Here is a 21,009-nt window from a genome sequence, read left to right as displayed (position 1 = left end):
CTGGCAGATCGGACGCGATAAGGGCTAATGTCCCGCCTCCGGTGTTCGCCGCACTATGAAGGTCACTGCGAAAACGCCAATTTGGCCCCGATACCTGGAGTACCGCAATGGATGCGCTCGACCTGATGTTGACCCGGGAATCGGCGCTAAAGCTGGATATACCCGGTCCGTCGGCTGAGGAACTGGACCGGATGTTCGCCAGCGCAGTGCGCGCTCCGGATCACGGGCGACTCCGTCCGTGGCGATTCGTGGTGATCGGCGAGACCCTGAGGGCCGCGTTCGGCGCGGTGATGGCAGATTCACTCCGCCGGCGCGATCCATCGGCGTCCGAGGCCGAACTACGGCGCGAGCGCGACAAGGCGTTCCGCGCCCCGGTGATCGTGGCCGTTGCAGCGAAAGTGCTGAAGGGCCACAAGATTCCCGAGATCGAGCAGATTGCCTCGGCCTCGGCCGCGGCTCAGACCATCATGCTGGCGGCCCCCGCCCTCGGCTACGGCGCGGTATGGAAAACTGGCGCCCCGGCTTACGACCCAACAGTGAAGACCACGCTGGGTTTGGCCGAAGACGACGAAATTATCGGATTTCTGTTAATCGGCACCCGAACCGGCGGTTCGTCGCCCTTGCCACGGCCCGAGCCCGGGGATTTTGTTTCGGTTTGGGCGGGCTGAAAAAGTCCGGTCGCGCAGCAAAACCGCCAGCCAAACTGATTCCGTCGTAAAAAGTAGCTGCCAAATCAAATCCGCGACCGCGGGCAGGCGCAGCTTGGCTTAACACCGACCGTCCTGTTGACACTGGGCCGATCTCCGGCCGGCCTGGAGACCGCTTACCCCAAATCTCCGTGCCCTCCCGTGAATCTCGCCGTCTACTCCGTGCTACACCATAACGAGTCCGAGGCGGAAACGCCTTCACCAAAACTGCCTCGGATTCGGCCGCCTACCCGCCCGGAAAAACCGTCGTCAGCTCCGATCCAACCGTCACCGGTTTCGGCTATTCCCCGCCAAGCGGCTGCAGGTTTCGCTCCATCGCCCGCCGCAGCAACGCAGCCGATCGGTAAACCCCATGCACCATCTTGGAGTACGGCAGCACCACGAAGAACGCCAGGATGAAACCCAAATGCACCGCCATCGCCAGACCCATCGCTCCAGTGGCGCGAACCGCCAGCAGCACCAGACCGGTCAGCGCAATCATTGCCAGCAGCATCAGCAGCGCAACGTCCCCGCCAAGCAGGCGTCGAACCGCCGGCATCGGGTCGTCCACCAGCTTCATCGCGAACAGCCCGACCGTGCCGATCAGCATCAGCACACCGCCCACCGTCCCCAGCAAAACCGGCACGCTGATAAACGGGTAAGGCGCTGGCCAGCCAAGGAACGCATGATAAAAGAATCCGACACTGGTGGCGGCGAAGCACAGCAGGAAGCCATAGAACATCGCATGGTGCAGATAACGCCGCCGCATCGAGAACGCTTCGGAATTATCGTTGCATCCGTTACCGCCACCGCCGAGGTTCTTCAGCGTCAGCACATCCCAAAGCGCGATCCCGATCGCCACCGGCCCGATTTTTTCCCGCGGCCCGGCGTCGCGCCAGAAATTCCTGGCCCCCATCCCGAGCGCCGCCAGCGAGAAACCGAACGTCGCGATACTGACGATCTGCAGCGCCCACAGCGGAACGATATCGTAGAACGACCCCGCCGCCGTACCGTGCGAGCCGAAAAAATTGCCCGGCGAGTTCAGCACCATAGCCAATATCAGCACCACCGCGATCGCCAGCGCCGTGATCAGCGAAACCACGGTGCCGTTGCGCGCGAACATCGACGCCAGCGGCTTCGGCCACGCGTACTCGGCGTAACTTTCCGCTCGGACCTCGGCCATCGCCGCCGGCACGTTGATGCCCCATTCGTGCGGCGGGCTGTATTGGCAGGCGTAGTAACAGCCGCGGCAACCATGGCAGAGGTTCGCCAGATAGCTCAGATCCCCGGCAGAGAACTCGCGCCGCAGTTCCACCGCCGGAAACACCGCGCAGAAACCTTCACAGTAGCGGCAGGCGTTGCAAATCTCCATCTCCCGCCGAGCATTGATCACGGCGTCAGTTTCTTGCACGACGCGCTGCCTCCTGGCCTGCGAGCCGACCGAACACCGTGCCGATCGTCATTCCGAATCCGGCAAGATAGCCCTTGCCCAGGATATTGCCGGACATGATCTCGCCCGAGGCAAACAGGTTGCCGGCCGGCCGGCCATCATCCATCAACACCTGCGCCTTTTCGTTCACCTTCACACTCAGATAGGTGAAGGTGATGCCAGGCCGCAGCGGGTAGCCATAGAACGGCGGCTTGTCCACCGCGCGCGCCCAGTTGGTCTTCTCGGGCGTAAGCCCGGTCGTGGTATTGCCGTCCAGCTTCAGGTTGTCGAACACCTGGCCTGGCTTCACCGCTTTGTTGAAGTCGTCAACGGTGCGCCGGACCTTACCGGCATCCAGCTTCAGCTTCACCGCCAGTTCCTCCAGAGTGTCCGCCCGGATCGCCGGGAAAACCGATGGCATGAACAGTGGAAACGCCCTGGCATCGCAGATCGAGTAGGCAATCTGCCCAGGCTGCTGGGCGATCAGCCGACCCCAGATCGCATAGCGTTTCGGCCACACATCCTCACCCTCGTCATAGAACCGCTCGCCATCGCGGTTGACCACTACACTGTATGGCACGCTGTCCAGACGCGTAGTGATACCGCCGTCGAATTTCGGCGCCCTGGCGTCGAGTGCCACAGCATGGCACTGCGTCGGATCGCCGACCGAGGCAACGCCCTGCGCCAGCAGGTTCTTCAACACCCGGCCTCGGTTGTACGGCGTGCCGCGAATGACGAAATTATCCACTGCGTCGCCCCAGTACTGCCGCATCCAATCCAGGTTCGCCTGAAACCCACCGGATGAGGCAACCACGCAGCGTGCGGTCACCGTTTCGGGAAAGCCCTTATAGGTAATATCGACCGAGCGCACCGAACCGTCGTCCATGTTCATCGCCACAACCTCGGTATCGTACAGCACCTCGACGCCCAGTTTCTCAGCCGTCAGATAGTAGGCGTTGACCAGCGCCTTGCCGCCGCCCAGGAAGAAGGCATTGGTGCGCCCAAGGTTCAGTGTCCCGGTCAGCGATGGCTGAAACCTAACGCCGGCCTCCTTCATAAAGCCGAAAAGACCCGATGACGCGCGGATCGTCATCCGCGCCAGCGCCTCGTCGGTATTGCCGCCGGTGACCCGCAGCAGGTCGTCCCAGTATTCGTCTTCCTTGTACGCGTCAGTCAGCACCGCGTTCGGCGTATCGTGCATCGCGCGCAGATTGCGGGTGTGGCGGCTGTTTCCGCCGCGAAACGCCTTGGGCGCACTTTCCACTAGCAGCACGCTGGCGCCCGCCTGCCGGGCGGTGATCGCGGCACATAGAGCCGCGTTGCCGCCGCCGGCGACCAGCACGTCATAGCTCTTCGTCCGATCTGGCATCCACTCCCCCTGCCGCGGATTTCTACCTACGAACGGTTGCCGCATCGCGCAAGGCGTGCGAATTCCGCAGCCGCAGTCCAGCGCAGGAGGCGAAATGGCCGAAGCCATCGATCACAGCACGCTCGAGCCGTGGCACGAGATCGTGCGCGGCGTGCTGAAACGCCACGACGTCAGCCTAGTCACCTATGTCCCAGACAACGTGCTGCGCCCGTTGATCGAGGCGGTCCACGCCGACCCGTTCTTCACCGCCTTCGCCTGCACCCGCGAGGAAGAGGCGCTGGGCATCAACGCCGGCGCCTGGATGGGTGGCCGGCGTGGCATCCTGCTGATGCAGACCTCCGGCTTTGCCACGCTGCCCAACGTGATCGCCTCGCTGTCGGTGCCGTTCTCGATCCCGACGCTGATGATGGTGTCCGAACGCGGCACGCTGGGCGAATTCAATATCGGCCAGTCGATGGTCGCTCGCACGATGCGCCCGGTGCTTTCGGCGCTCGCCATCGAGCACCACAGCATGACCCGGCTGGATGAGGTCGAATTCATCGTTGACCGCGGCATCACCCAGGCAATGGCCACAATGGCGCCGGTCTGTTTCATCCTGTCGCCGCTGCTGACTGGCGGCAAGGTCTTCGCGAAATAATGGGGGATCCGGTCATGGCGTCTTCAGCGAACCACCCGACTAGCCGGGATCAGGCCAAGGTGATGAACCGCTTCGACATCACCAGGCGGATGATCGGATTGCTGCATGAGGATGAGGCCGTCATCGGCGGCATCGGCTACACCAATTTCGACCTATGGGCGGCTTCCAATCTACCCGGCGGCCGGCGTCAGCAAAACTTCTATATGCTTGGCAGCATGGGCCTTACGGTGCCAATCGCGCTGGGGGTGGCGATCGCGCAGCCGCGACGCAAGGTCTTCGCATTGGAGGGCGACGGTTCCATCCTGATGCAGCTTGGCTCGTTGTCGACGGTTGCCGCTCGGGCGCCTGGCAACCTGTGCATTGTGATCATGGACAATGGCTCCTACCAGATCACTGGCGGCCAGCAGACGATGACCGAGCAGGGCGCCGATATCGTCGGGATCGCTCGGGCATCGGGGCTGGCGCGCAGCGCCTGGGCGGCAGACGAGGACGCGTTCGTCGAATGGGTTAGGCGGTCGCTGACTGAAAACGGTCCGTGGCTTATCGGCTGTCGCATCGATAGTCAAAAGCCTGCCGACACGACAGAGCGCGACCCGGCACGTATCCGGGACAACTTCATGCGGGGCCTGGAAGTGCGGCCTTGATGGAAGAGTTACCTAGGCCGTCGTGGAACCTGCGTAGTGCGCCTTCAACTGTGAACCCGCCGATGCGGCCGGTTTTTCAATCTTGTGAGTCCTAGGCTTGGAACCCAGTTTAAGCCCTTGCCTCGGCTCGATCGATTGCGATCGGAGCTCCCCCGGTTGAAGGGAGTGGATCCAACCGCGAATGAGTTTTGGTTGACGGATCAGCAGTGATCGGTAATCGAACCGCTGATCCCGATTCGGCGTCGCGGCGTAGGACCGGGCCACAATCGGACAGTCATCAGCGGCATTCCGCACGTTCTGAAGTACGGCTGTCGTTGACGAAATTGTCCGTCGATCTACGGTCCGCACACGGCAATCATCTGGCCTAGTCGCCGCCATCAATCCAATTGTTTTGCTGGAAATTTTGAGCCGGCGGATGATACGCGGTCGCCTTAGCATTCACAGTAGCGGCACCAAGACTAATAGCGGCAATGGCTGCAAGAATCATGGTTTTCACGATGAATCTCCATTTTAGCCCGACGCGCTTGTCGGTTTGTTGCCCCACAATTGGAAAGCTGTCGGCTGGATGATAATCCCTCCGCCTCGCATTAGGTTTATTCGCCTGTCGTTGAAATACCGCCGTTGCGATGCCGCTCCGGGAAGTTGATGCGGGCGTAGCGCAGAAGGTTATTTGCAGGATCGCTGGTTTGGCGAGTATAGCTGCTCCGGCGGCGCAGACTTGCTTTGCCGGTCAGTGGTGGAATGGACTCAGCCAGATTTTGGCGTGTACCTCATCGATTGGAACCTGTCACCCCAACCGCCATTCCCCTGTTGCGGCTGAAGCCGGAATTGCCGGGTTGGCCTGAGTGATAGGTGCTCTGCGCTTGGCTGACCGCCATCGAATTGGCGGGGGCACTCATGACGCTTGCCAAACTCATCGCGGTGAGGGTTGCAAGAACAAAATGCCGCATCGACAGCGTAGTCGAGCTTAATGTCCCTCTGGCGGATCGTGCGGAACCGCAGGCTGTCAAGCCAAGTGCCGCAACTCCAGCGCGCGGGTTAGATTAGTTGTCTAGAAAGCGGGTTGGACGGATCGGTGACCATCAGCAGCACCGCCCAGGGCGCGGCGCACACGATCCGGTAAATGACCTCACGGTCGATATCCGAGCGGCACGCCATAGCGGATGTTCAATCTGTTTGCGGCCAGCAGCCACCGCTGCCGTAATTGCACCACCGGTGCTCAAGGGTCGCCGCAGTCCCTCGGCGTCTTCTCTCATTCGCAAAGGTCGGTTGCCACCGCCTTGGCCCGCTTGTCGGTGCGGACCACCACGACGACTTCTCGGGCACTGCCGTGCAGCACCGCCGCCATTAGACATGGGGCCCCCACGCCGCTGGCTCCGACCACTCCGATTTTCACGCGGGCCTCCAACGCGTTTTTTATCATTCAAAGCGGCGCCGGCTGTGGGTGGGGTTCACGCAACAGATCGCGGCCAGAAAATATCCGGGTTCGCGGGGATGGTAGCGGCGGACGGATTTGAACCGCCGACCAAGGGATTATGATTCCCCTGCTCTACCGCTGAGCTACGCCGCCATCCGGAAAGAGGCGGCGAAATAACCCCGCTTCCATGCCGCGTCAACCACCGCGCAATAGCCGCTGCACCCCCAGCAACCGAACCAGGGTCCCGTCATCCGCCTGCCCGGTGACTGCCTCCGGCCGCCAGTGCCGCTGAAACGCCCGCAGCACCGAAGACAAAGCCGGGTCCAGCGCCCCTTCCGGCGCCACCCGGTAACCGATATCGGCCAACGCCGCCCGCACCGGGCGCAACGTCACCGCATCGCGCACCGCCCCGGTCGTCCCGAGGTCAACCGCATCATCCGGCCACAGCCCAACCCCATTCTCGGCCAGCGCACGCCAGTCAAAGCGCTCCCCCGGATCCTGCTTCCGATCGGGCGCCACATCGCTATGACCCACCACATTGCGCGCCGCGATCCCCCACCTAGCCTGGATCAGCAAACACAGGTCGCACACCGCCGCCAACTGCAGCACCGGAAAATCCCGATAGCCGAACTCATGCCCCGGATTGACGATCTCCACCCCGATCGAGCGTGCGTTCAGCGCCGCATGCCCGCGCCAATGCGACACCCCGGCATGCCACGCCCGCCGATCCTCCGCCACCAGGCGAAACACCATGCCGTCCTCATCCACCACGTAATGCGACGATACCGCCGCCACCGGATCGCGCAGCCGATCCAGCGCCGCCTGAGCTGTCTGCATCCCGGTGTAGTGCAGGATCAGCATGTCCACCGCGCAGCCCCGCTCATCCTGATTGACGCTGGGCAGCTCGATGATCGGCAGGGCAGGGCGGTTCGACACCACCGGCGGCACTTCGCGCAGCCAGGACGGTATCTGCCGGTGCCTCACAGCCCACGTTCCCGCTTGATACGGTCCCAGGCGGCATTGATCCGCGCCACCTTCTCGCTGGCTCGAGCCACGAAATCCGTCGGCACGCCCCGAGACGCCAGGCTGTCCGGATGGTTTTCCCGCATCAGCCGCTTCCAGGTTGCCCGCAACTCCTCCCCGCTGGTCGACCGCGGCACTCCTAATTCCAGATACGGATCGTCGTCATCCGCCGCCATTGGCCGCCGCGGCGCCTCGCCGGATGCCCGGTCCCACGCCATCGGCTCCAATCCCAGCCGCCGCTGCACCCGCCGCAAGAAGTCCTGCTCGCGTGCGTTCACCGGCCCGTCCGCTCGGGCGATGTTGAACAGCGAGGCCAGCACCTGCTCCAGCACCCCCCTTGTGTCGGCGAACGCTTCCGCCAACTGCGCGGCATAAGGCTCGAACGAATCGGTGCTGTCGCGCGCCTGATCGAACAGCCGCCCGATTCCCCGAGCCGAGGCTGGCGGAATCCGGAAATTGCGCTTGAAGGCATCGATTTCGGCGCGCGTCACCGGCCCGTCGCATTTGCACAGCTTGGCCGCCAATACGGTCACGGTGATGGCGAAAACTTCCTCGCGCCGCCCCAGCAGGCCCGCCACCCGAGCCGGATTGAACGGCGTCGCCTGCATGAATGGCCGGCGGATGCTCTCGACCGATCCCGAGTCGGCGGCGTGCCCCAACGCCGCCCCGATCACCGCGCCATACGGGCCGCCCACGAAAAAGCCAGCCGTACCGCCGATGATCTTACCCCAATAACTCATGGATGTACGATATCACGCCGCTGCCGATCGGAGCAAAGCACGAACGCTTCGGTTGGGTCACAACAGCCTCGGCCGAAAATGTCCGCGCCACCTCGGTCGACAAGCTCCGCCATCCGCCGGTCCCACCCCAGCGTCCCCACCCGGCGTCCCCAGTCGGACGCCCCCAGTCGGACGTCCCCAGTCGGACGTCCCCAGTCGGACGTGTCAGGCCCCGGTCAGCAACCCCGGATCCTTCAACCGCGTATCCTGCCCCTTGACCGGGTCGGCAATCGCCTCCTCCAGACTGAGCGCGCCCTTCCACTCCTCGGCCGGACGTGCCTGCTCGCCGGGGCCGATCTGGTCGATTCCCCAGTAGATCTCCAGCCGGTGATTGTCGGGGTCACGGAACTCCACCGCGATCTGCACCCCGGCGCGGCGGCGGCCATCGAAATCGATCGGCACGGAATGTTCGCGCAAATGCGCCCGCGCCTGGACAACATCGTCCACCGAACCGACCTCGAAGGCGAGGTGATGCAGACCGGCACCGGCCGGGTTCTCAGCCGTCGCCTTGAACAGCGCGATTCCGTGGTGATCGGGATTGCAGCGCAGGAACGCCGCGCCCCCCGACATCATGTCGTCACCATACGAATCGGACACCTGAAACCCCAGCACCTCGGTGTAGAACGCAACCGAGCGCTTCAGGTCGGCAACATACAGGGCGACGTGGCCAATCTTGCCAAGCTGGAATGGTGGCTTGTTCATCAGCGTTGTTCCTTCTGTTGCACCGGTACGGCACGGGTTCTACCCTGCCGCGAACAGCCCCCATTGACCAGCGACGAGGCCTGATCATGAACGCTATCAACGATGTGCGCGGCAATGCCGGGGGCCGCGAAAGAGCCCGCATCCGCGCCCAGGCGTTCTGCGGCCCGACATCGGGCCTGGCACCCGGCAACGTGCAGGCCAACCTCGTCATCCTGCCGAAAGCGCTGGCGCATGATTTCCTGCGCTTCGCCCAGGCGAACCCCAAGCCGTGCCCCGTCCTGGCCGTGTCGGAGGCCGGCGACCCGCATTTCCCGACCCTGGGCGCAGACCTCGACATCCGCACCGACCTGCCGCGTTACCGGGTCTGGCGGGACGGCGAGCTGATCGCAGAACCGACCGAAGTTGGCGACATCTGGCGCGACGATCTGGTCAGCTTCGCCATCGGCTGCTCGTTCTCGTTCGAGGAAGCGCTGATCGAGGACGGTATCGAGGTCCGCCACATCGCCCGCGGCTGCAACGTTCCAATGTATCGCACCAATATCGCTTGCGTGTCCGCCGGCACGTTCCATGGTCCGCTGGTGGTCTCGATGCGGCCGCTGAAGCCGAAGGATGCGATCCGGGCGGTGCAGATCACATCGCGGTTCCCCTCGGTGCACGGCGCGCCGGTACATCTCGGATTCCCCGCCTCGATCGGGATTTCCGATATCGCCAAACCCGACTACGGCGACGCGGTGCCGATCGCGGCCGACGAAATGCCGGTGTTCTGGGCCTGTGGCGTGACCCCTCAGGCCGTCATCGCGCAGGCGAGGCCGTCGTTCTGCATCACCCATGCGCCGGGCGCCATGCTCATCACCGACCTGCGCAATACCTCGTTGGCGGCGCTGTAGCTCAATCTCGGCACCCCCGCTCGGACGTTGCCTTGGCATGACCCAGCGCCCTGATGAGGTTGCCCGCGCCCTGACCGACCGCATCGAGGCCGCGATCCATCGCGACGTCGGCCGCGGCATGAACCCGGTGTTCGGCGCCACCCAGGGCGGCCTATTCGGCGCGGCGGCGGCCCTGGTCGCGTTCGGCGCACCACGCATCGGCTTGATCACAGGTTTCTTCGTCCCGAACGCGGACCCACCCGCCGCCGAAACCGACGGCCCGGCCGGAGCCGCCCTGATGGCGCGGGCCTTCGTTCACGCCGGTCTGTCGTGCCGCCTGGCCACCGATACGACCTGCCGGTCCGCCTGCCGCGCCGCCCTCGATGCCGCCGGCGCCATAGCCGTTCCGATCGACGCCGCCGCTCCGGATCAACCGATCGAAGCACTGATCGACCTCTGGCGCAGCAGCGCGATCGATTGGGTGATCGCCATCGAGCGCTGCGGCCCCGCCGCCGACGGCAATTCGCGCAACATGCGCGGCACCGACATCTCAGCCCATGCCGCGCCCTTGCACCGGCTGTTCGGCGCCGGACCGTGGCGCAGCATCGCGATCGGCGACGGCGGCAACGAAATCGGCATGGGGCGGGTCGCCCCGGTGCTGATCGCCCAGCACGTCCCGCTGGGTGAGGCGATCGGCTGCGTGGTGCCGGCGGACTTTCTGATCACCGCTGGGGTCTCGCATTGGGGGGCCTACGCCATGCTTGCCGCCTTGGCCGTTCTGCGTCCGGAGTGGTCCGGTGCGATGCTGGCCAGCGTTGCCGAGCATCTGGACCAGGCGGTGGTCGAGGCGATGGTGCGCGATGGCCCAGCCGTCGATGGCGTGTCGCTCCGACATGAGGCCACCATCGATGCGCTTGATTTTGCGGTGCATCACGCGGTGCTGCGACGCATCCTTGCGGTGATCGGCGAACCCCCGGCGGCTGACATCGTGGCGTCGAATCGGATGTCTGGCCGACAATGAAGCAACTTCGATCACAGCGGCGACGAGGCGCTCGATCCAAGATCGAGGATCGGCAACAAAAGTGCCAAATCCTGCCGCGCGGGATTGCCGCCGTTTCTTTGTTGACCGGCGTTATCGCATTTTTGCCCTCTGCGTCCGCGCAGACCGCTGGCACCGCACGAAGCTCGCCGTCAACGACCTGCTTGCCAGGCATCACCAATGACACGCTGATGCCCTTGCCGGCTCAACTCATGGACCGCGTAAGGCAACTGTTCCACCTCGATATGCCGGACACCCTGATCCGAAAGACCACCGTCTATCGATGTCTGGATGGAAAGACGTTGCTATGTACGACTGGCGCCAACCTGGCGTGCGGCAAGGCAAACACCGATCGAAATCCGCCCGCCTTGGCCGCATGGTGCTGGGCGCACCGGCAATCCGACGCCGTGCCGATGTTCGTCACCGGTCACGACACCATATATCGCTGGCACTGCACCGACGGAGCCCCCTCTATCGACGCAACCGTCGATGCGGTCGATGCAAGAGGCTTCCTATCGCGAAACTGGAAGCCCGCGGGCCAGTAAAATGCCGCCCTTGTGGTGACGTGGCGGCAAAACGCCCGACCCGGTAAACACGGCGGCATGGTCCGTTCCGCATCGCGCCCAATCTGGCATCCCGAGAGCCTCGCCGCCCGAATGCCTTTTCTGCATCGCCGCTCCTGCCTGACCCGGTCGGTTCGGTCGTTCTTCGGCTCGCGAGGCTATATGGAAGTGGAAACACCTTACGCCGTTGTCGCGCCCGGCGAAGAGGTTCATCTGCGGGCCTTCGCCACGGTTCGCCACCGTCCCGACGGTGGCAACGAGAAGCTGTGGCTGCACACCAGCCCCGAACTCGCCATGAAGCGGCTGCTGGTCGCCGGTTCCGGCCCGATCTTCCAATTTGCCCGGGTTTGGCGCAACGGCGAGGGCAGTGCCCTGCACGCCGCCGAATTCACCATGCTGGAATGGTATAGGCCGGGCGTCGGCATGGACGGGCTGATCGCCGAAACCACTGACCTGTTGCGCTCGACGCTGCCGCCGGTGGTGCGCTGTCGCGGCATCACCACCGACCTGTCGCGGTTCGAGCGCCTCACGGTGGCGGAGGCGTTCTCGAACCATGTCGGGGTCGACCTTTTGGCGATCGGCGAGGATCCCGCGGGTCTGGCTGCCGCCGCCGGCGCCACGCTGCGGCCGGCGGAAACCTGGGAGGATCTGTTCTTCCGCTTGCTGCTGGAGCGGATCGAGCCGGAATTGGGCCACCGGCATCCCACATTCCTAACTCACTGGCCCGCGGCACAGGCCGCTCTAGCTCGGCGTGACCCGGCCGATCAACGTGTCGCCGAACGGTTCGAGTTGTTCACCTGCGGTATCGAACTGGCGAACGCTTTTGTCGAGCTGACCGATCCAGTTGAACAGCGCGCCAGGTTCATGGCTGACCGAGCGCGTAGGCATGCGCTCTATGGCCCTGAGTGGGCGCTGGATGAAGACTTCCTTGCCGCGCTGGCGCACGGGATGCCGCCGAGCGCCGGAATTGCGTTAGGCTTCGACCGCTTGGCAATGATCGCATCCGGCGCCGATCGGATCGGTCAGGTGTTGTGGCTGCCGCCAGACGATCGGCTTTGAGAGGACGGCACGGCCTCCTACTCTCACGTAGAGCATGATTCCGGCTTGGGGCAGCGTTCATTCCGAAAGAAAAGGCGCTTCGGCCGGGGCGCCGTCCTCAACCCAGCCGGGTCAGTGCCAACTGGGTGAGTGCCAGCCACGCCATCGCCAATCGGGTCAGTGAGTGACGGCGCCACCCACCGCGCCGACACCGCCACCGATCAGCGCTCCCGTTGCCGGGCGGCCGCCGGTCACCGCCGACACCCCGGCGCCGGCTCCGGCGCCTATCAGGCCGCCAGTCACCGCTCTGGTTCCAGGGGTGGAACCGCACGCCGAAAGGCCAAGCGAGGCGGAAAGCAACAAGATGATTCTCGAAACCCGCATCATAACCTCCACGTGTTATATCCTCCACGCTTTCGTCGCTTGGAGATAAGGCGGAACCACAGTGACTTCTCGGCGAAAAGCTGGCAATTTCGCGGCAAGCGATCAAACGAATGTCAACGTATGCTGGTGAACATCATCCACGCAAAGTGAGCCGACTGGCTTTCGATCAGTGGGCCCGGCGAAGGCCGCCTCGCTGTTGATCATCGTGTGCGATCCTCTCGGCTCCGCGGTGGTGGAGCGGCGGGCGATCCAGGAAAGCGCGGGAAGTGCCGGACCCCGGCGCGTGCGGCTGATCGAGGAGCCGATGGCGGCGGCGATCGGTGCCGGCCTGCCGGTGATCGAAGCGTCCGGCAGCATGGTCGTCGATATTGGCGGCGGCACCACTGAGGCTGCGTTGATCTCTGAAGGCGGCATCGTCCGCGCCCTCAACGTGCGGGTCGGCGCTGACAAGATGGACGATGCGATGCGCCACCGGGCCGAGGATGGCGATCGCCGAGAACCCGCTGCAGCGCGTGGCGCCCGGCACTGGAGGCGCTTTGGAGGAGAGGAAGCGATTAAGCAACGTGTTGAAGAGAACCTATTAGCAAGAGCCGCGCCGTGCTCGGGGCAGTGACGTTCTTTGCGGCCGGGACGTGCCGGCAGAGACTTCTCCTCGTCACGCCGCTGAATTCGCCGATAGGACAATTCGTCGGCGCGCATCTAGCGCTCGACCGAATATCAACGTGCGGTGTCGGCAGCTTCCTGCCCACCCTGAAAGCGGCGGCGTAATTAGGGCACAAGCGCTGTTACACTCGCCTCTCGGTAGCAAGAGGGGCAGGCGCGAATCTTCGGCCCAACAGGACCCGGCGGGTGTAGCTTCAATACGCGTATACGTTGTGTATGGAAAACTATAGCACGCCACACGATTATGTTAGCGTGGCTGAACCACCTGTTTGCTGGATTTACCCAATCGACGGCCTTGTAGGTTTATGATTTTGTCCCGGCACAACGCGCGCTCGCAAAACGAGATCGTGATCGCATGTAGGTGGTGACGCACTCGTCATTTGATAGTTTTCTAGTTACTGCACATGCCGACCTTAAAGCCGACCCGAGTCCGTGGCGGTTCGCGGGGCAAGCGGTCAAATTCCGCCAGCCAAATTCGAACGTTGAACGCTTCCATTTTTTTCCTGTCATTAATTCAATCTTGGGGTGATTGTGCAGACCATCGATTACGAGCGCCGGCCGGGCACCGCGCGGCACGTGTTTGAAACTTCGGCCGGGAAGCCGATCACCGCAGCGATCTATATCCATGACCTTTCGCCGGGCGGCGTCGAGCGGCAGAGCCTGGTGCTGGCTAGAGAGCTGCAGTCGAGGGGGGTGGACATCGTACTCATAGTCCATCAGATGCGCGGGGAACTCGTGCCGTTGTTGCCGCCTGGGGTGCCGGTGGTGAATCTGCACAGCGCCCGGACATTACAGGACATCTGGCGGTTGCGCCGGTTCCTGCGGGATGAACAGCCTGACGTGTTCATGGCCAACGTGGACCATAATAACATCGCGGCGGCGCTGGCGAAGACCTTCGCTCAGTCTCAAACCAAGTTGGTGATCTGCCAGCACAACCCGCTGACCGCGGGGTTCCATGCCACGGTGAACTGGAAGCACCGCGTGGTGCCTTGGTTCTACCGGGCCTTGGCGTCTCGTATCGATCACGCGGTCGCGGTTTCCGACGGCCTGGCCAGCGAGATCATCGATGCCGGCTTCCCGCCAAGCAAGGTCACCACGATCTTCAACGGGGTGATCGGCGACGATTTCGGGGCACGAGCGAGTCTGCCTGTCCATCACCCCTGGCTGGCTCAAAAAGACCGCCCCGTTTTCGTCACTGCAGGCCGCCTGGTCGAGATGAAGGATCAGCGAAACCTGCTTCAGGCATTTGCCCTGCACCTCGACCAGCGTCCGTCCCGGCTGATGCTGCTGGGTGTCGGGCCGATGCTCGACGAGTTGCGGGCGCTGGCGGGGTCGCTGGGCATCGCCGAGCACGTTGCGTTCGAGGGGTTTGTGTCGAATCCGCTGCCTTACATGCGCGAAGCGGACGCGTTCGTGCTGTCATCCCGGTCCGAAGGTTTCGGCAACGTGCTGGTCGAGGCGATGGGATGTGGCACGCCGGTGGTATCGACCGATTGCCCGCATGGGCCGGCGGATATTCTGGCACATGGTAAGTTCGGCACCCTGGTGCCGCCGCGCGATTCCGGGGCTCTGGCGTTTGCCTTGGGTCGTGTCCTGGAAGACCGGCGCCAATGGTCGAGCGACTCTCTGCGCGGGCGTGCCGAGTCGTTCAGCTACGCCGCCTGTGCGGACGAGTATGCACGGCTGTTCAGGAGCCTGGTTTAGGCCCGGAACCCAATTTAAACCCTTGCCCTGGCTTGATCGAGTGCGATCCAAGCTCCCTAGTTGAACCGCTGATCCCGACGCGGCGTCGAGGCGTCAAACCGGGCCGCAATCGGGAAGTCATCAGCGGTATTCTGCACGTTCTGAAATACGGTTGTCGTTGGCGCGATTGTCCGTCGATCTATGGTCCGCACACGACGATCTACAACCGCTTCAAACCGCTGGTCGAAGGCCGGCATCTGGCAGCAGATGCTGCAACAGCTGATCACCTGGGAGGCAGCCGATCTGCAGTGCATCGACAGCACGACGGCGAAGGCGCATCGGTGCAGTGCCGGCGGAAAAGCGGGGCCGAATCGCGGGCCATCGGGCGCAGCCGGGGCAGGCGAACCACCAAATTCATGCCGTTGCGGACCGCTTGGGGCGTTTGATCGAGTTCGAGCTGACACCCGGCCAACGCAGCGATATCGGCGTCGCCAACAGCTTGCTGGCGACGCTGCCGAAGGTCGAGCAGGTGCTTGGCGAAACGGCCTACGACGGCGACGGACTGCGCGCTTTGCTCGCCGAGCGAGGCAGCACCGCAGTCATCAAGCCAGACCCCGACCCGTAAGAACGTCCCGGCTTTTGACACAGAGACTTACAAACTCCGCAACCTGATCGAGCGCATCTTCGCTCATCTGAAGGACTGGCACCGGGTCGCAACCCGTTACGACAAGCTCGCCCGCACCTTCTATCGACAGTTGCCCTGGCAGCCACCATCATCTGGTGGACCTGATATTGAGGCCTGACGCCTCAAAACCACGACATCAAACCACTGACCCGAAAAACCGGAGCCGCCGCCTTTTGGGGACTCACTTGGCTGGCGCGCGGGCAGTGCCCGATTCGATGTTATGGGCCGCCGACCGTTGCCACACGGATACCGCGGAAATCGTCACCGGATTGCTTCCCGTGCCGAGGATCAGCACGAGATGCCGATTGTCCATCACGCTGAACGCACTGCTGCCTGCAACCGGAGGAGGCTTCGAGGATTGGCTGTAATCATCCCATGTCACGGTGTTGCCAACCTGGACGCCGTCGAAAAACCACTTCGCATAACCTTTGGCAGATGAAGTTGCCGGGACCCACAGAAAGCCGTATCTATGGGGCCGCGAAAAAGCTGTCCCCTCGGGAGTGGTGACGGGCGATCCCGCGAGTGTCGCGGTATTGACGTCCTTGAAGCCGCCGGGCGTCCCATACCAGTTGTGCATGGCAATGCCGTAGGCAAGGCCGGATGCATTGAACTCGACAACGTCAGACTCGATCCAGTTGCCGAAGCCAGGCGATTGACCCAGCCATTGGATATTTCTGTTTGCCACCGTTCGACTATGCATGTTCTCGATATCGTTGGCCCAGAACGACGGCCCCGGTCCATGATAGGCGCCGGTGAACGACATCGTCGCTTCAACGAACGCGCCGTTGCCGAACGCCGTTCCTGTCCACATGCCGGTGGTTGGCACAAAGCGGGCGGTGCAAAGTTGCGCACCATAATTGTTGCCTCCCGGCCCTGTCACGGTGACGCTGCCGTTCGGGTTTGACCTGACCGTGATCGACGCCGGCTTAACCCCGAAGAAGTTGAACTTATACCAATTCTTAAGCAAACGGACATTCGGTCCGAAAGTCTGCTTATCAAAACCAACCGCCGCTGCAGGCTCTGGGATTCGGGTCGTCTCTTCGGCGGCCTGCGCAGCCGCGCCAAGGGCAACCAATATCATTACGAAATTGAGTTTAATTGGCAGCGTGCCGATGTGCATCCAGATCTCAACTTTTCGATGTTGATAGCGAAAACTTGTCACAGCTGCCACCGTCGTTGGATGCCAGCAGGCCTAATCCGAATTCGCTTATCGCAGCGACTATGGCGCGGTAGCGTGCTCGCGACAAGACTTTGGACGCCTGGTTTTGCAGACGTTAGCCCCGCAACTAATCATGGATGTTCCGTCGAATCTATTGAGCGATTTTCGACACCAGACGGATGCGACCAATCTTCTGGGTATCGTATTTATCAAACTCGGGCCGATCCGGAAGACTTTGTGAATTTTGGATACGCCTGCAGGGTGTTTTAATTTACCAAGTGTTAACGCCGCCGCTGAAGATGAGTGGATAAAGTCTGTAGGAGGCGGCCATCTAGTGATTGATTTGACCGGCCGATTCGTCCAACGCTCGGAAAGGGAAGCGCGGACCACGGCGGCGCTCCGTGGTCGCTGAAATCCGGGTCAGCTAAACTCGCTGTCTGAAATCGGGGACCGCCTTAATGGCCGCTTTTATAATGACTACCGTTACGAGGGGTTACGACACGGGTGGCTAGTTCCAAACTTGTGTTAGCTTTGGTCGGCGGAAGAGGTGGGTTATGAACAGAGCTATTCGAACCGTCCGGAACAACGAGATTTTGTATTCGGCGTATCGCAGCGCCCGTGACGCTTATTCTTACAGAGCCGGCCAGCGGCGAGGATCGTTCTCCCAGCACGGAGAGGATCACTTTATCCTCGAACACTTCATGAGAAAGCGCAGTGGCTTCTATGTCGACGTTGGCGCGTCGCATCCATACCGGCTTAGCAACACTTACTTGCTTTATGAGAATGGATGGCGTGGCGTGACTGTCGAGCCGATACCCTTGCTCGGACGCCTTCATCGAAAGTGGCGTCCTGAGGACATTCTGGTGCCAAAGGCGGTCGGTCTGGCAGCCGGGTGCCTGGAATTCAAAGAAATGCTGCCTTCTGTGCTGTCCACCCTCGACACCGAAACCGCCCAAGCCTACATAGCCGACGGCAAGGCGCAATTACTGCGGACCTACAACATTGATGTTATCACACTCAGCCAGTTATTCCGTGAGTATGCGGGTCAGCAACGGGTGGATTTTCTTTCTATCGATATGGAAGGGCTGGACGCCGCGATAATCACTTCCTGCGACTTTAATGAGGTCAGACCGTCCGTGATATGCATTGAAGCCAACGAGCAGATCGATCGAGCTAGGATGTTGGACTATTTCGAAACGCAAAAATACAATCTCCTGACCGAATTAGGTTGTAATCTTATTGTCGAAGATGCTGGCTGCGCTCGGCCTGGCATTTAAAAATGTAATGACAACTGTTCTTGCCCATGTCGATCCCGGGCCCTCGATCTGCATGAGCATTCTGCTTTCCCTCCGAATGCTCCGTCCATCCGATGAAGTCGATTCGGGCGACCGAGGAGGATCTCCCGGACGTCGGCAAGAAGCGCACTGAATGCCGTGAAAAACAACCAAGTCTGATCCCGGGCAAACTCATTCTCGTGACGAGACAAAGTCAACGTGACCCAGCTCCCCGGCCGAGCGTCATTCGGCCAGCGGGTGGTCGATCCGGTGCCGCATGGTGATTGGAAGACCTCGACCTTGGCGTCCTCCGCCACGATTGATTACCGCGATCAGTGTGATCGACGGTGCGAGACCTTCACTCCGAAAACTATACCGCCGGAGATTGCATCCCCGGCGGCCAATTAAACGTCAGGTTAGAGCATGAGCCAGCAGGCTGGTCAGGGTGGTGCCGGTCGCGCCATTGATGGTCGCTACGGCGACACTTGGTCCGCCGGAGGTCGATGCGATAGACAGCACAGTCCCTTGCGACGGGTTGGTGACCGTAAGGTAATTCGTCAGTGTTGAAGCGGATCCGTTCCACGTTGTTGCCGCCAGTGCAGAACGCAGGTCCAACGTATCACCGTCCGTCAGCACGTTCTTGGCAAAGATATCGGAGCCTTTGGCGGCGGTCGGGAGGATATAGGTGTTGCCGCTGCCGGTATCGGTGATCGTATTGGTAGCCCCTGAGAGGTTTACCGTGTCACCCGATCCGCTGATGAACACCATATGGTTGCCGGATGTTGCGATGATCGAGACCATGCTCTGGCTGACCGTGGCGCCGGCTTGGGTCGCGGCGAGAGTGACCGTGGGCGTCGTAGGAGGGGCGGCCGATCCCGACCATAACTGGGTGGTGGGAGAGTAGGAATACCAGGTCTTGCTATTGGCATCCTGGCCGTAAGTGACATTGCCCACGATTGCCAGGGCTGATGTGCCGGCCCCGCCGGGGACTGCCGTACCGTTCTCCTGCACGACCCCGGTGGAAGTGAGTGTCCACTGGTTTCCCGCGTTGTCGGAGAGGGTTCCCGCGGAAGCTGGCGTGAGTTCATTAAGGATTGCCACCGGCGTAAGCGTGGGTGCGGGTGTTGGGGTGGGTGTGGGCGTCCCTGCGGGAATCAGCGTTACCGAAGGTGCGGCCGAACTCGACCAGTATTGACTGGCGATGGAGTAGGTATACCAGGCTTTCGTGGTCGCGTCTTGACCGTATAGCACATTGTTCACGATCGCGAATGCCGCTGTGCCAGCGCCGCCGGGGACAGCCACGCCATTCTTCTGGACGACATCGGCAGAAGTGAGAGTCCACTTGTTTCCCGCGGCGTCAGAGAGTGTTCCACCAGAGGTCGGCGTGAGCTCGTTAGGTGTTGGGGCAGGCGTTGGGGTTGGAACCGTTGCAGCGGGTAGCGGGCTCGCGGTGGTGCCGGCGCTGGGCGACCAAGGCGCGGTTGGGCTGGTTCTGCCCCACCAATAGTTATCGCTGTTCTCTTGCCAGACTACGCCGCTGACGTAAGCCAGTTCGACCACCTTTCCGGTCGTCGTGTCGGTCGTCCCGTTGATCGCGACCTGACCACCCGACGTAATCGTCCAAGCGTTGCCACTTGCATCGATTACCGCGGCGGCGGAACCAGCATGCACCACGGTGTCGTTGGCAGATGGCGTCTTGGTTGGCGTTGGCGTTGGTGTCGGAGCCGGAGTTGGTGTTGGCGTGGGGGTTGGTGTTGGCGCGGGGGTTGGCACAGGTGTGGGTGTCGGCAGCGTCGAGATGTCGTGCGCAGCCGATGCCTGCCAGACCTCTACGTTGTAAACGGTATTCGGCGTGCTGCTCCCGGCGCCAAGAATCAAGGCCATGTGCCGGCTGTCCATGACACTATACGGATTGGCGCTAGCCGGCTCGTTCGGATTGAATTGGTTCCAGTAGATGGTGTTTCCAATCTGCTGACCGTTAAAATACCACTTAACGTAACCCTGCGTTGTGGCCGTCGCCGGGATCCACAGAAGGCCGTAAGTGTTCGGAACCGTGTAATTAGCGCCAGCCGGAAATACCGGTGAACCAGAGTTCAGCGTACTGATCCCCTGGCCGCCATTTGCCGTCGAGGTCCAGTTGTGCAGCGCAAATCCATACACGCCGGTGCTATCGAATTCAGCGATGTCTGCTTCGATCCAGGACGGGGTCGTGGGCTGTCCAGTGGTGCTGCCGGTCGCCATGTTCTCAACGTCGTTGGCCCAGAATGATGCCGGGCCGTTGAACGACATGGTGGCCTGGAAATAAGCGCCCCCTCCGAACGCCTCGCCGGTCCAGTTGGTTGGCGTCGTGCCGACCGATGCGGTTGATAGCTGCGCACCGTAACCATCTCCGCCCGGGCTGATAGTCACGCTCCCGTCAGCGTTCTGGGTGACGGGAATGGATCCGGGGTCGACGCCAAAGAAGTTGAATTTCTGCCAGTTGCCGCCGACCGTTACCGCAGGCCCAAAAGTTTCGGTATCGTAGCCGACTGCTGCGGCTACCGCCGGAGTGGCCATCGTCTGAGTGCTTGACATAAAAACTCCCGGAATTGTGAATACCGGGGGATGTGTAGCCGGCGAGAGATTGACAATTTCTTAACGTAATTAAGATTCGCCCCGCGCCTGCGCGAAGCTGCTTGTAAAGTTGAGCCAAGACTAGGGTGTTACTGCAGTATTAATCTGAAACAGATGGACATCATTGCTCAATAGGGTCGGATCGCATCCAGACCTGAGGGGTTATCGAGTATTGAGCCGCCGAACTGCACTTTTGTCACTGAGACAGCGTGGTCGATCTGAGGCACAGTTACCATCCGGGAAAGAAATGGACACAATCATGCCACCCAGAATTCGGCGAGGAAGCGGTTGGCATGAGCGTCAATCCGTTGAGGCTCGATCCCGGACAGACTTTTATACCCTTTGGCACTGGGCGG

At 62.0% G+C, this 21,009-nt stretch carries 20 protein-coding genes, 1 tRNA gene and 1 pseudogene; 12 read left to right on the top strand and 10 right to left on the bottom strand.

What is annotated here, in order from left to right; translation table 11 throughout:
* The first annotated feature begins 107 nt into the window (after positions 1-107).
* Positions 108-668: a nitroreductase family protein gene (locus ACQY4Y_RS01260; protein ID WP_428488760.1), complete on the top strand. Its 561-nt coding sequence runs from the start codon at positions 108-110 to the stop codon at positions 666-668.
* Between the two features lie 319 nt (positions 669-987).
* Here the strand turns inward: ACQY4Y_RS01260 and tcuB are convergent, their stop codons facing one another.
* Both tcuB and tcuA read right to left on the bottom strand, forming a co-directional pair.
* Positions 988-2,097, bottom strand: a complete 1,110-nt coding sequence (gene tcuB, locus ACQY4Y_RS01255) for a tricarballylate utilization 4Fe-4S protein TcuB (RefSeq protein WP_428488759.1) — start codon at positions 2,095-2,097, stop codon at positions 988-990.
* A complete protein-coding gene (gene tcuA, locus ACQY4Y_RS01250) occupies positions 2,084-3,484 on the bottom strand; it encodes an FAD-dependent tricarballylate dehydrogenase TcuA (RefSeq protein WP_428488758.1) in 1,401 nt (466 codons plus the stop codon). The genes tcuB and tcuA overlap by 14 nt, the downstream gene beginning before the upstream one ends.
* 94 nt (positions 3,485-3,578) lie before the next feature.
* Here tcuA and ACQY4Y_RS01245 point away from each other — a divergent pair, with 94 nt between their 5' ends.
* Positions 3,579-4,121: a thiamine pyrophosphate-binding protein gene (locus tag ACQY4Y_RS01245; protein ID WP_428488757.1), complete on the top strand. Its 543-nt coding sequence runs from the start codon at positions 3,579-3,581 to the stop codon at positions 4,119-4,121.
* 14 nt (positions 4,122-4,135) lie between these two features.
* Positions 4,136-4,765: a thiamine pyrophosphate-dependent enzyme gene (locus tag ACQY4Y_RS01240; protein WP_428488756.1), complete on the top strand. Its 630-nt coding sequence runs from the start codon at positions 4,136-4,138 to the stop codon at positions 4,763-4,765.
* Positions 4,766-5,129: 364 nt separating this feature from the next.
* On the opposite strand, the gene ACQY4Y_RS01235 is transcribed toward ACQY4Y_RS01240, so the two are convergent.
* The 5 genes from ACQY4Y_RS01235 to ACQY4Y_RS01215 all read right to left on the bottom strand — a co-directional run bounded on the left by ACQY4Y_RS01235 (position 5,130) and on the right by ACQY4Y_RS01215 (position 8,686).
* Complete coding sequence (locus ACQY4Y_RS01235; RefSeq protein ID WP_428488755.1) at positions 5,130-5,261, bottom strand: hypothetical protein; 132 nt, start codon at positions 5,259-5,261, stop codon at positions 5,130-5,132.
* 999 nt (positions 5,262-6,260) lie between these two features.
* Positions 6,261-6,335: transfer RNA gene (locus ACQY4Y_RS01230), tRNA-Met, on the bottom strand.
* Between the two features lie 42 nt (positions 6,336-6,377).
* Positions 6,378-7,166 carry an N-acetylmuramoyl-L-alanine amidase gene (locus ACQY4Y_RS01225; RefSeq protein WP_428488754.1) on the bottom strand — a complete coding sequence of 263 codons (789 nt, stop codon included), beginning with the start codon at positions 7,164-7,166 and terminating at the stop codon, positions 6,378-6,380.
* A complete protein-coding gene (locus tag ACQY4Y_RS01220) occupies positions 7,163-7,945 on the bottom strand; it encodes a TerB family tellurite resistance protein (RefSeq protein WP_428488753.1) in 783 nt (260 codons plus the stop codon). The genes ACQY4Y_RS01225 and ACQY4Y_RS01220 overlap by 4 nt, the downstream gene beginning before the upstream one ends.
* A gap of 204 nt (positions 7,946-8,149) precedes the next feature.
* On the bottom strand, positions 8,150-8,686 hold the full coding sequence (locus ACQY4Y_RS01215; protein WP_428488752.1) for a VOC family protein: 537 nt from the start codon (positions 8,684-8,686) through the stop codon (positions 8,150-8,152).
* 86 nt (positions 8,687-8,772) lie between these two features.
* On the opposite strand from ACQY4Y_RS01215, the gene ACQY4Y_RS01210 reads away from it, so the two are divergent.
* From ACQY4Y_RS01210 to epmA, 4 genes are all read left to right on the top strand, one after another.
* Positions 8,773-9,573 (top strand): putative hydro-lyase, encoded by an 801-nt coding sequence (locus ACQY4Y_RS01210; RefSeq protein WP_428488751.1) that lies wholly within the window; start codon positions 8,773-8,775, stop codon positions 9,571-9,573.
* 37 nt (positions 9,574-9,610) lie between these two features.
* Positions 9,611-10,573: a glutamate cyclase domain-containing protein gene (locus ACQY4Y_RS01205; RefSeq protein ID WP_428488750.1), complete on the top strand. Its 963-nt coding sequence runs from the start codon at positions 9,611-9,613 to the stop codon at positions 10,571-10,573.
* A gap of 209 nt (positions 10,574-10,782) precedes the next feature.
* Complete coding sequence (locus tag ACQY4Y_RS01200) at positions 10,783-11,136, top strand: hypothetical protein (protein ID WP_428488749.1); 354 nt, start codon at positions 10,783-10,785, stop codon at positions 11,134-11,136.
* A 57-nt stretch (positions 11,137-11,193) separates the two neighbouring features.
* Positions 11,194-12,213: an EF-P lysine aminoacylase EpmA gene (gene epmA / locus ACQY4Y_RS01195; RefSeq protein WP_428488748.1), complete on the top strand. Its 1,020-nt coding sequence runs from the start codon at positions 11,194-11,196 to the stop codon at positions 12,211-12,213.
* Positions 12,214-12,369: 156 nt separating this feature from the next.
* Here the strand turns inward: epmA and ACQY4Y_RS01190 are convergent, their stop codons facing one another.
* On the bottom strand, positions 12,370-12,576 hold the full coding sequence (locus tag ACQY4Y_RS01190) for a YMGG-like glycine zipper-containing protein (RefSeq protein ID WP_428488747.1): 207 nt from the start codon (positions 12,574-12,576) through the stop codon (positions 12,370-12,372).
* 187 nt (positions 12,577-12,763) lie between these two features.
* Between ACQY4Y_RS01190 and ACQY4Y_RS01185 the strand changes: the two are divergent.
* The 4 genes and pseudogenes from ACQY4Y_RS01185 to ACQY4Y_RS01170 form a co-directional block, all read left to right on the top strand.
* Positions 12,764-13,042, top strand: a pseudogene (locus ACQY4Y_RS01185) (rod shape-determining protein); the annotation flags it as partial.
* A gap of 728 nt (positions 13,043-13,770) precedes the next feature.
* On the top strand, positions 13,771-14,943 hold the full coding sequence (locus tag ACQY4Y_RS01180) for a glycosyltransferase (protein WP_428488746.1): 1,173 nt from the start codon (positions 13,771-13,773) through the stop codon (positions 14,941-14,943).
* Positions 14,850-15,368 (top strand): transposase, encoded by a 519-nt coding sequence (locus ACQY4Y_RS01175; RefSeq protein ID WP_428488745.1) that lies wholly within the window; start codon positions 14,850-14,852, stop codon positions 15,366-15,368. Before ACQY4Y_RS01180 ends, ACQY4Y_RS01175 begins: the two co-directional genes overlap by 94 nt.
* The gene (locus tag ACQY4Y_RS01170) at positions 15,269-15,547 is read left to right on the top strand and encodes a transposase (protein ID WP_428488744.1); all 279 of its coding nucleotides are present in this window, start codon (positions 15,269-15,271) and stop codon (positions 15,545-15,547) included. The genes ACQY4Y_RS01175 and ACQY4Y_RS01170 overlap by 100 nt, the downstream gene beginning before the upstream one ends.
* 241 nt (positions 15,548-15,788) lie before the next feature.
* On the opposite strand, the gene ACQY4Y_RS01165 is transcribed toward ACQY4Y_RS01170, so the two are convergent.
* Positions 15,789-16,727: a hypothetical protein gene (locus tag ACQY4Y_RS01165; RefSeq protein ID WP_428488743.1), complete on the bottom strand. Its 939-nt coding sequence runs from the start codon at positions 16,725-16,727 to the stop codon at positions 15,789-15,791.
* A 593-nt stretch (positions 16,728-17,320) separates the two neighbouring features.
* Between ACQY4Y_RS01165 and ACQY4Y_RS01160 the strand changes: the two genes are divergently transcribed.
* Positions 17,321-18,043, top strand: a complete 723-nt coding sequence (locus ACQY4Y_RS01160) for an FkbM family methyltransferase (protein ID WP_428488742.1) — start codon at positions 17,321-17,323, stop codon at positions 18,041-18,043.
* 408 nt (positions 18,044-18,451) lie between these two features.
* Here the strand turns inward: ACQY4Y_RS01160 and ACQY4Y_RS01155 are convergent, their stop codons facing one another.
* On the bottom strand, positions 18,452-20,596 hold the full coding sequence (locus tag ACQY4Y_RS01155) for a hypothetical protein (RefSeq protein ID WP_428488741.1): 2,145 nt from the start codon (positions 20,594-20,596) through the stop codon (positions 18,452-18,454).
* Positions 20,597-21,009 lie beyond the last annotated feature (413 nt).

It is taken from the genome of Rhodopila sp., assembly GCF_965277165.1.
Taxonomy (GTDB): Bacteria; Pseudomonadota; Alphaproteobacteria; order Acetobacterales; family Acetobacteraceae; genus Rhodopila.
The sequence above is the reverse complement of the archived record's forward strand: the minus strand, read 5'-3'. Positions and strand labels throughout refer to the sequence as shown.